Below are 9,255 nucleotides of genomic sequence, written 5' to 3'. Positions count from 1 at the left end.
AAAAATCGCGATCGCGGCCTACGGCCGCTCTCTAAAAAAGAACCCCACTTAAAAAGTGGGGTTCGTCAGCAATCTGACGCGCCCTTGGGCGCGTTTTTTGATGGTGCACTGGTGGCGCTGCTGTGAATTAGGCGTCTTGCTGCTCGCGCTCAATGGCACGGTAGCCGATGTCATTGCGGTGGAACATACCGTTCCAGCTAACTTGTTTCGTCAGTGCGTAAGCACGCTCCTGAGCTTCAGAAACTGTATTGCCAAGTGCTGTTGCACAAAGAACACGGCCACCGTTAGTGACCACATCGCCGGCTTCGTTATTTGCCGTCCCAGCGTGGAAGATCTTCTGACCCTCAACTTCGCTCGTTGGTAGCGAAATAACATCACCTTTTGCGTAGTCAGCAGGGTACCCGCCAGCGGCTAGAACAACACCGATAGAAGCGCGCGGATCCCACTTAGATTCTGCTTCATCTAGCTTCTCGTCGATAGCCATCAGGCAAAGCTCAACAAGATCCGATTCCATACGCATCATGATAGGTTGCGTTTCTGGATCGCCAAAACGGCAGTTGTATTCGATAACCTTCGGCGTACCGTCTGCATCGATCATTAGGCCAGCGTAAAGGAAACCTGTGTACGGTGCGCCTTCGGCATCCATACCACGTACCGTTGGGTAAATCACTTCTTCAAGGATACGGTTGTGGATCTCAGGGGTAACCACAGGGGCTGGTGAGTAAGCTCCCATACCACCGGTATTAGGGCCAGTGTCTTTGTCGCCAACACGTTTGTGGTCTTGGCTGGTGGCCATAGGCAGCACGCTAGAACCGTCAACCATCACGATGAAGCTTGCTTCTTCGCCTTCAAGGAACTCTTCAATAACCACGCGGCTGCCGGCTTCGCCAAATGCGTTACCCGCTAGCATGTCTTTGATGGCGTCTTCGGCTTCTTCAAGGGTCATCGCAACAATAACGCCTTTACCGGCAGCTAGGCCGTCAGCCTTAACGACAATTGGCGCGCCTTGTTCACGTACGTAAGCCAGTGCTGGCTCGATGTCAGTGAAGTTAGCGTAAGAGCCTGTTGGGATCTGGTGACGAGCCAAGAAGTCTTTAGTGAATGCTTTAGAGCCTTCAAGCTGTGCCGCTGCTTGAGTTGGACCAAAGATAGGAAGACCCACTTCGCGGAATGCGTCAACCACACCAATAACCAATGGTGCTTCAGGGCCAACGATGGTTAGCTCGATTTTTTTCTCTTGAGCAAACGCCACTAAGCCAGCGATGTCTTCAACGCCGATGTTTACGTTCTCAAGTTTAGGCTCAAGTGCGGTACCGGCGTTACCCGGAGCGACGAAAACGGTTTCAACGTTTGGGTTTTGTGCCGCTTTCCAGCCCAGTGCGTGTTCACGGCCGCCGGCACCAATAATCAATACATTCATCTTTAATCCCTTATTGCTGCGCCATTTTTCAGGTCTCTGTGTCAAGCATGCTCATTTATACCTATATGAGCTCCTATAAAATAGGGCGTGCTTTCCTTGACCTCTGAAAAATAGCTTTGCATTAAAATTATTAAAGCCTCTAGTCATATAGTGTGATGAATAAAGGCTAAATCTAAATATGATTAAGCCTAGAGTTGCCCCTAGGCTTATGTGATTAGTGGCGGAAGTGGCGCATGCCAGTAAAGATCATCGCCATGCCGTGCTCGTCGGCAGCGTCAATCACTTCCTGGTCGCGCATCGAGCCGCCTGGCTGGATAACACATTTAATGCCGGCTTCAGCGGCAGCATCAATGCCATCGCGGAACGGGAAGAAGGCATCCGATGCCATGACACAACCTTCAACCTGAAGGCCTTCGTCAGCGGCTTTAATGCCGGCGATTTTCGCTGAGTAAACGCGGCTCATCTGGCCGGCGCCCACGCCGATAGTCATGTCACCTTTCGAGTAAACAATCGCATTTGATTTTACGTACTTAGCGACTTTCCAGCAGAACAGTGCATCTTTCAGTTCTTCTTCTGTTGGTTGGCGCTTAGAAACGACTTTCAGGTCATCAGCAGAAACCATGCCTTGGTCGCGGTCTTGAACCAGCAGGCCGCCGTTAACACGCTTAACGTCAAAACCCGTAGTCTTGCTGCTCCACTCGCCACATTCCAGCAGGCGAAGGTTTTTCTTAGCCGCAACAATTTCTACCGCTTCAGCAGAAACAGACGGTGCAATGATAACTTCAACGAATTGACGTTCAGTAATCGCTGTTGCTGTTGCTGCGTCTAGTTCGCGGTTGAATGCGATGATGCCACCGAAGGCCGATGTTGGGTCTGTTTTGAAAGCGCGGTCGTAGGCCTCTAGGATGTCTGCACCTAGTGCAACACCACATGGGTTAGCATGTTTAACGATCACACACGCTGGCTGGTCGAACTCTTTCACACACTCAAGTGCTGCGTCTGTATCTGCGATGTTGTTGTAAGACAGGGCTTTGCCTTGGATTTGGCGAGCCGTAGAAACTGACGCTTCTTCAGGGGTAGCTTCAACGTAGAAAGCGGCGGCTTGGTGGCTGTTTTCACCGTAGCGCATGTCCTGCTTCTTCTCGAACTGCTGGTTGAAGGTGCGTGGGAATTTGCTCTTGTTTTCAGGAGAAGGCTCATCGCCTTCTTTATTGTCGCCGTAAGATGGCACCATAGTACCGAAGTAGTTGGCGATCATGCCGTCGTAGGCAGCAGTGTGTTCGAAGGCTGCGATAGCCAGATCGAAACGGGTGGCATGGCTCAGTGAACCGTCGTTGGTCGCCATTTCGGTCAGCACGCGGTCGTAGTCGTGGGCATTAACGATAATGGTCACGTCTTTGTGGTTCTTCGCTGCAGAACGGACCATTGTCGGGCCACCGATATCGATGTTCTCAACAGCATCTTCCAATGTGCAGTCTGGGTTAGCCACTGTTGCTGCGAATGGGTATAGGTTTACCACCACCATATCGATAGGGGCAATGCCATGGTCGTTCATCACAGCATCGTCAGTGCCGCGACGACCCAGTACACCACCATGAATTTTTGGGTGTAGGGTCTTAACGCGACCGTCCATCATTTCAGGGAAGCCTGTGTGATCGGATACTTCAGTGACCTTGATACCCTGCTCGGCAAGAAGGCGGGCAGTGCCACCTGTGGAGAGGATGTCGACGCCACGATCGGCAAGCGCCTGGGCGAACTCAACAATACCAGTTTTGTCTGACACGCTAATTAGCGCACGGCGGATAGGACGAGCGTTTTCCATTGCTACCATCTCTTTATAAACATGGAGGACTATTTGCCAAAAGCCAGTGGGCTGGATTTTGGTAAATACCCTCGGCTAGAATCGAAGATACAAACTGTGCTGTCGTTGTTGTGATCAACGTGGCATATTTTACATTAAATCCACCACTACGCAAACGTTTGCTTTTCGTTGTTTGTGGATCACTGAAGGTAGGGCGGTATGTACTTGATTGGCCAGCTGGCTAAACATTGTGGTGTCAGCAGCGACACGTTGCGATTTTACGAAAAAAATGGCTTGCTGCTACCTGCCGGCCGTAGCAAGAGTGGTTACCGGCTTTATAGCGAAGGTGATTTGTCACGGATCCATTTTATTCTCCGCGCCAAGGCTATCGGCCTTAGCTTGGATGAAATTAGGGAGCTGCTGGATATCCGGCTGGAAGCCAGCCAACATAGCTGTGCTGAAGTAAAAGCAATCACTCAGGCCAAGTTGGATGACGTCGATCGCAAGATGGCTGAGTTGGCAAGGATCCGTAATGCTCTTCAGAAAATCAATGATGCTTGCTGTGGTCATGCGGATGATGATGCCAGCCACTGTTCGATCCTTGAAGCGCTGAGCGATGACGGTGTTGAAAATGCGCAATCCAGTGAAGGGCGCTGCTGTAGCGGGCGTGATGCTTGCACTGGCCGCTAGTTTTAAATCAACAGTGAATCGATCAATTATATTGGGTAGGCCGTCAAGTTGTGGTAGCGTCGAAACATCGCCTTGTTATTGATAAGGAAAATCATGTTGAAAGTAAGTGAGTATTTTGATGGCCAGGTTAAGTCCCTGGGGTTTGAAACTTCTGGCGAGCGCGCCAGCGTGGGCGTGATGGCGCCAGGGGAATATACCTTCGGTACGGCAGCGCCTGAGAAGATGACCGTGGTCAAGGGAGCCCTGACGGTCAAGCTGCCTGGCCATATTGAATGGGAAACCTATTATGCCGGTGACGACTTTGAAGTCCCTGGTGATTCCTCGTTTGAGGTAAAGGTGTCTGAGCCTACCGCTTACCTGTGTGATTATCTCTAGCTGACAGCGCTTCACCAGTGGTGAAGCGCTGTGCTTTTTAGCTGGCATTGTTAGCCGTTAATTATTCTTCTGCCTTCTCTGTTGGGATCAGCACCGTGTCGATGACATGGATCACCCCATTGCTGGCTGGCACATCTGCCAAAATGACGTTTGCACCGTTGATGGTTACCTTGCCATCGTCATCGGTTTCAATGGCAACCGTGCCGCCCTGAACCGTTTCTGGCAGCTTAAGTTTCATGACTTCCTCTGAAGAAAGCGCTCCGGGCAATACATGGTAAGTCAGTATCGCTTGTAATTTTTCTTTGTTCTCCGGTTTCAGCAGTTCGGCAAGTGCGCCTTCGGGAAGCTTGGCAAACGCATCATCTGTGGGCGCCAGCACGGTAAACGGCCCTTTCCCTTCCAGTGTCTCGACCAAATCAGCGGCTTTAATTGCCATGACCAAGGTTTGAAAATCATCGTTATTGGCGGCGACCTGGACAAGATTCTTTTCCATTTCGCTTTTTTCGTGGTGGCCAGCTAAGGCAAGACCTGAAAAGAACAACGCAATTACGACCAAAGAGCGGTTAAATGTACGGAGTATGTGATTCATTGCTGCAGCCTCGTTGTGGTTATATCCAAGCGTTTAACGTACGAACAAGCAGTATGGTTCACCCTATATAGTGGTAGGTCTTATTATTGAGAAGACAAATAATGTTAAGCGCGAGTGGATGCCTTTTTCCATGTGATTGATAAAGAAAAAGCCCAAACCAGTTGCTTGGTTTGGGCTTTCAATAATCAGTATTAACTGAGAATGGCTTAGTTCATGCCGTATTTTTTCAGCTTCTTACGAAGAGTACCGCGGTTGATACCCATCATGGTTGCCGCGCGGGTTTGGTTACCACGGGTGTACTGCATGATAGTGTCTAGTAGTGGCTGCTCAACTTCAGCAAGCACTAGCTCGTACAGATCATCGACTTCCTGACCGTTTAGTTGAGCCAGGTAGTTTTTCAGCGACGCCTTAACAGAGTCACGAAGTGGCTTCTGTGTGATTTGGTCCTGTGAAGTAACAGTAGTTACTGTCAATGCTTCGGAAGTCAGATTTTGTTCGAACATATTCTGTAAGCTCTTCTCGTATTTATGCAACGTTGTCGAAGTAGCCTTGCAGCGCATCGAGTTGCTGTTGGGCATCCTCGAGTACGTTGAAGGTCCGGCGGAAATCACCTGCTGGGGCATGCTCTTTCAAATACCAGCCCACATGCTTGCGTGCGATACGCAAGCCCAGGTACTCGCCGTAAAAACGGTGAAGTTCCTGAACGTGGCCTAGCATGATGCTACCAACTTCATCAAATGATGGAGCCGGCAGGTGTTCGCCAGTTGTTAAGTAATGGTGGATTTCCTGGAAAATCCACGGTCGACCCTGTGCAGGGCGACCAATCATCAAGCCATCGGCACCGGTGTAATCCAGTACAAAGCGTGCCTTTTCCGGTGAGTCGATATCACCGTTCGCAATCACCGGAATCGAGATCGCTTCTTTCACTGTCTTGATGTAATCGTATTCTGCCTCGCCTTTGTACATACAGGTTTTGGTCCGGCCATGTAGGGCCAGGGCCTGAATGCCACATTGTTCGGCACGTTTGGCAATATCGACACAGTTTCGGTTATCAAGATCCCAACCGGTACGGGTTTTCAGCGTAACCGGGACATCAACTGCATTAACCACTGTTCGAAGGATATCTTCGATCAGCTCGGGATACTGCAGCAGGGCAGAGCCTGCCAGGCGCTTGTTGACCTTCTTGGCTGGACAGCCCATGTTGATATCGATGATTTGCGCACCGTTTTCAACGCTGAACTGAGCTGCCTCGGCCATCAGTTTAGGATCTGCCCCGGCGATTTGCACCGAGCGGATCCCTGACTCGCCTTCATGTACCATGCGGTTCTGGGATTTGGCTGTTTTCCACAGGTCTGGGTTAGACGACATCATTTCGCTCACAGCCATACCTGCCCCGTAGCGCAGGCATAATTCGCGAAATGGCCGATCGGTCACACCTGCCATTGGGGCGACTATCAGCTGGTTGTTAAGTTGATAAGGACCGATCTTCAAACGTCTATTCCTGACTATGCCAGTAAGGGCGCGCATTTTACGCATTTTTTACCCATCTGAAAAGGCCAATAATTGAGCATTTAGGTTTTGATTTTCAAAACTGTACGATTTTCAATCAATTGGCGCAGTTTAGAAGAGGAAAAAGTCGATTACGCTTTGTGCCCAGAGATGCGACACCACTCTTCTCGGGCCGCAATTGGGTCAAGTGTAAGCTCGTCGCCGTAGTAGGTCGCGACGTCTTCCGCTTGGCTTTCCAGTACACCTGAAATTGCCAGCAGGCCACCGTCTTTGACCAGGCTTTTGATCACCGGCGATAGCTCGCGCAGTGGGCCAGCCAAAATGTTGGCAACCACGACATCAGCCAAGAGACCTTCCGGTTGGTCTTGCGGCAGATATAGTTCAAGGTTTTCGGACACGCCATTACGCTCTGCATTGTCACGGGAAGCTTGGATCGCCTGTGGGTCGATATCAATACCGATCACCTTCTTGGCACCCAGTTTCAGGGCGGCAATTGCCAAGATGCCCGAACCACAACCGAAGTCGATGATGGTTTTGCCAGCCAGATCCTGACCGTCTAGCCACTCAAGACAAAGCGAGGTGGTTGGGTGGGTACCGGTACCGAATGCCAGACCTGGATCCAGCATCACGTTTACCGCGTCTGGCTCTGGTACTTCTCGCCAGCTTGGGCAAATCCACAGTCGGCGGCCAAAGCGCATCGGGTGGAAGTTATCCATCCATTCACGTTCCCAGTCCTTGTCTTCTAACTGCTCGATTTTGTGGGCAAAATCATCGGCAATCAGCGGGCTGTTTTTTAGCATTTCCAGGACAAAATTCATGTCCGTCTCTGCATCGTACAGGCCGATCACATCCGTATCACCCCACAGGCGGGTTTCACCTGGCAGGGGTTCGAATACCGGAGTGTCCTGGGCATCAAGGAAGGTAACCGAGACTGCGCCCGTCTCTTCCATCAGCATATCGCCGATAGCTTCAGCATTCTCAGCCGTCGCGTTCAGTTTGATTTGAATCCAAGGCATGGTTAATTCGCTTTTTGGTTTGCTAAATTCAAGGATGCGGAGTCTAGCATGATTTTTAGACAGTTTAAAAAAAGATAGCACCCGAAGGTGCTATCTGAAGGCGCTTTAAACCTGTTGGAGGGTCTGCTGTGGAACCGGCCGAGCAAGGCTCCCCAAGACGAAGGTGACAAGACCTATGACCAAGGTTGGTACGATGGCATGGATACCGCCTAAATCGGGCTTGAGTAGCGATAAGGCGATATAACAGGCCAGTCCGCTGACCATAGAGGCAAAGGCGCCGGTGGCTGATGCCTTTTTCCAGTACAGGCCAAGCACCAACGGCCACAGGAACACCGCCTGCATGCCGCCAAAGGCCAGCAGGTTGAGCCAGATGATCATATCCGGTGGGTTAGTCGCTGCGACGAAGACTAACAGCGAGAAAATACCCGTCACCCAAAGCGACAGTTTCGGCAGGCGGCTTTCAGCCTCCGGCCCTTGAGCGGCTTTGGGGTTGATGTAGTTGAGGTACAAGTCCTTGAGCAGTGTTGCAGAGGCCTGGATCAGCTGGGAGTCGATGGTCGACATAATGGCCGCCATCGGCCCGGCAAGGAACACGCCAGCGATCACGGGAGGCAGTACAGTCATCATCAAGGTCGGCATGATCTGATCCGGGCTGGCAATATCCGGCACGATGGCACGGCCCAGCGCGCCGGCCAAGTGCATACCGAGCATCAGGAAGGCCACCATGGCGGTGCTGATCACCATGCCTCGGTGCAATGAACCGGTTGACTTATAGGACATGCAACGTACTGCGGCATGGGGGAGGCCAATGACCCCGAAACACACCAGCACCCAGAAACTGAGCATGAAAGGTTGGTTGAGGAAGTTGTCCGGGCCGAATGGGGTGACCAGTGCAGGGTCGATGCGGTGCAGTTCCCCCATCATCTCGCCGATGCTACCGCCAGCATGGACGATACCGATCAGCAGGGCAATCGTACCGATGATCATCATGATCCCCTGGACGGTATCGGTCATGACTACAGCGCGGAAGCCACCAATCGTGGTGTAGAGGCCGACCGTCGTGGCAAACAGGATCAGTCCGTGTTGGTAAGACAGCCCTGTTACGGTTTGCAGCAGGCGTGCGCCGCCGACAAATTGCACCACCATAGTACCGAAGAAGGCCAGTAGCAGTGCCAATGAGGCAAAGATCACCACGCCGCGGTTTTTATAACGGGCGTAGAGAATATCGTTTAGCGTCAGCGCGTTGTGGCGACGAGCTTCGATGGCAAATTTTTTGCCTAGGACCCCAAGGGTCAGCCATGCTGCCGGTAGCTGGATCATGGCCAGCAATACCCAGCCGAGGCCCATTTTATAGGCGGCGCCCGGTCCGCCGATAAACGAGCTGGCGCTGGCATAGGTGGCGGCAAGGGTCATGGCCAGCACGAAACCGCCCATGCTGCGGTTGCCGACCAGATACTCATTGAGGAAGCCGTTGCCATTACCACGGTGGCGCCGGGTATAAATCGCCAGACCGAATACGGCCATCAGATACAGCACGAGCGGGATCAACAGTTGGCTATTCATCATTGGCCTCCGGTTCGATCTCGAGCGACATGTCGCGGTAGATATATTTCACCATTAGGCCACAGAGCACAGTGAACAGAATGGGGCCAATAATGCAGGCCAGTAAAAACCATAGGGGAAACCCCCAGTACAGGGTCGGCAGGGCTTCGTCTATGCCGGCCGGGGCGAAGGCATAGGCCGAGAAATACCACCAGGCGAAGTAGGCCAAGGCCAGGCCGACAGCCCATTTGGCTTCTTTGTGGGCCTGGCGATAGCGCGCAGACAGCGTTTTCATGGTGTTGTTTCCGGTTGA

Annotated in this window: 10 protein-coding genes; 2 read left to right on the top strand and 8 right to left on the bottom strand. The window is 51.9% G+C overall.

What is annotated here, in order from left to right:
• Nucleotides 1-127: 127 nt before the first annotated feature.
• Nucleotides 128-1,420, bottom strand: a complete 1,293-nt coding sequence (gene purD, locus ACVA53_RS18860; RefSeq protein WP_255044502.1) for a phosphoribosylamine--glycine ligase — start codon at nucleotides 1,418-1,420, stop codon at nucleotides 128-130.
• Between the two features lie 214 nt (nucleotides 1,421-1,634).
• Complete coding sequence (gene purH, locus ACVA53_RS18855) at nucleotides 1,635-3,242, bottom strand: bifunctional phosphoribosylaminoimidazolecarboxamide formyltransferase/IMP cyclohydrolase (RefSeq protein ID WP_255044501.1); 1,608 nt, start codon at nucleotides 3,240-3,242, stop codon at nucleotides 1,635-1,637.
• 198 nt (nucleotides 3,243-3,440) lie between these two features.
• On the opposite strand from purH, the gene zntR reads away from it, so the two are divergent.
• Entirely contained in the window at nucleotides 3,441-3,911 is a 471-nt protein-coding gene (gene zntR / locus ACVA53_RS18850; RefSeq protein ID WP_446505923.1) for a Zn(2+)-responsive transcriptional regulator, read from the top strand.
• Between the two features lie 93 nt (nucleotides 3,912-4,004).
• Nucleotides 4,005-4,286 (top strand): pyrimidine/purine nucleoside phosphorylase, encoded by a 282-nt coding sequence (gene ppnP / locus ACVA53_RS18845; protein WP_446505922.1) that lies wholly within the window; start codon nucleotides 4,005-4,007, stop codon nucleotides 4,284-4,286.
• Nucleotides 4,287-4,347: 61 nt separating this feature from the next.
• Here ppnP and ACVA53_RS18840 read toward each other — a convergent pair whose 3' ends face one another.
• The 6 genes from ACVA53_RS18840 to ACVA53_RS18815 all read right to left on the bottom strand — a co-directional run bounded on the left by ACVA53_RS18840 (nucleotide 4,348) and on the right by ACVA53_RS18815 (nucleotide 9,237).
• Nucleotides 4,348-4,875 (bottom strand): fasciclin domain-containing protein, encoded by a 528-nt coding sequence (locus tag ACVA53_RS18840; RefSeq protein WP_255044497.1) that lies wholly within the window; start codon nucleotides 4,873-4,875, stop codon nucleotides 4,348-4,350.
• A 206-nt stretch (nucleotides 4,876-5,081) separates the two neighbouring features.
• Nucleotides 5,082-5,378, bottom strand: coding sequence for a DNA-binding transcriptional regulator Fis (fis, locus tag ACVA53_RS18835; protein ID WP_005372656.1), 297 nt, complete (start codon nucleotides 5,376-5,378; stop codon nucleotides 5,082-5,084).
• Nucleotides 5,379-5,400: 22 nt separating this feature from the next.
• On the bottom strand, nucleotides 5,401-6,366 hold the full coding sequence (gene dusB / locus ACVA53_RS18830) for a tRNA dihydrouridine synthase DusB (protein WP_255043420.1): 966 nt from the start codon (nucleotides 6,364-6,366) through the stop codon (nucleotides 5,401-5,403).
• Nucleotides 6,367-6,515: 149 nt separating this feature from the next.
• A complete protein-coding gene (prmA, locus tag ACVA53_RS18825) occupies nucleotides 6,516-7,400 on the bottom strand; it encodes a 50S ribosomal protein L11 methyltransferase (RefSeq protein ID WP_255043391.1) in 885 nt (294 codons plus the stop codon).
• Nucleotides 7,401-7,505: 105 nt separating this feature from the next.
• Nucleotides 7,506-8,963 (bottom strand): sodium/pantothenate symporter, encoded by a 1,458-nt coding sequence (gene panF / locus ACVA53_RS18820; RefSeq protein ID WP_446505927.1) that lies wholly within the window; start codon nucleotides 8,961-8,963, stop codon nucleotides 7,506-7,508.
• On the bottom strand, nucleotides 8,956-9,237 hold the full coding sequence (locus ACVA53_RS18815) for a YhdT family protein (protein ID WP_255043422.1): 282 nt from the start codon (nucleotides 9,235-9,237) through the stop codon (nucleotides 8,956-8,958). Before ACVA53_RS18815 ends, panF begins: the two co-directional genes overlap by 8 nt.
• Nucleotides 9,238-9,255 lie beyond the last annotated feature (18 nt).

This window comes from Photobacterium sp. DNB23_23_1, assembly GCF_052873815.1.
This window is presented reverse-complemented; position numbering and strand designations above follow the sequence as displayed.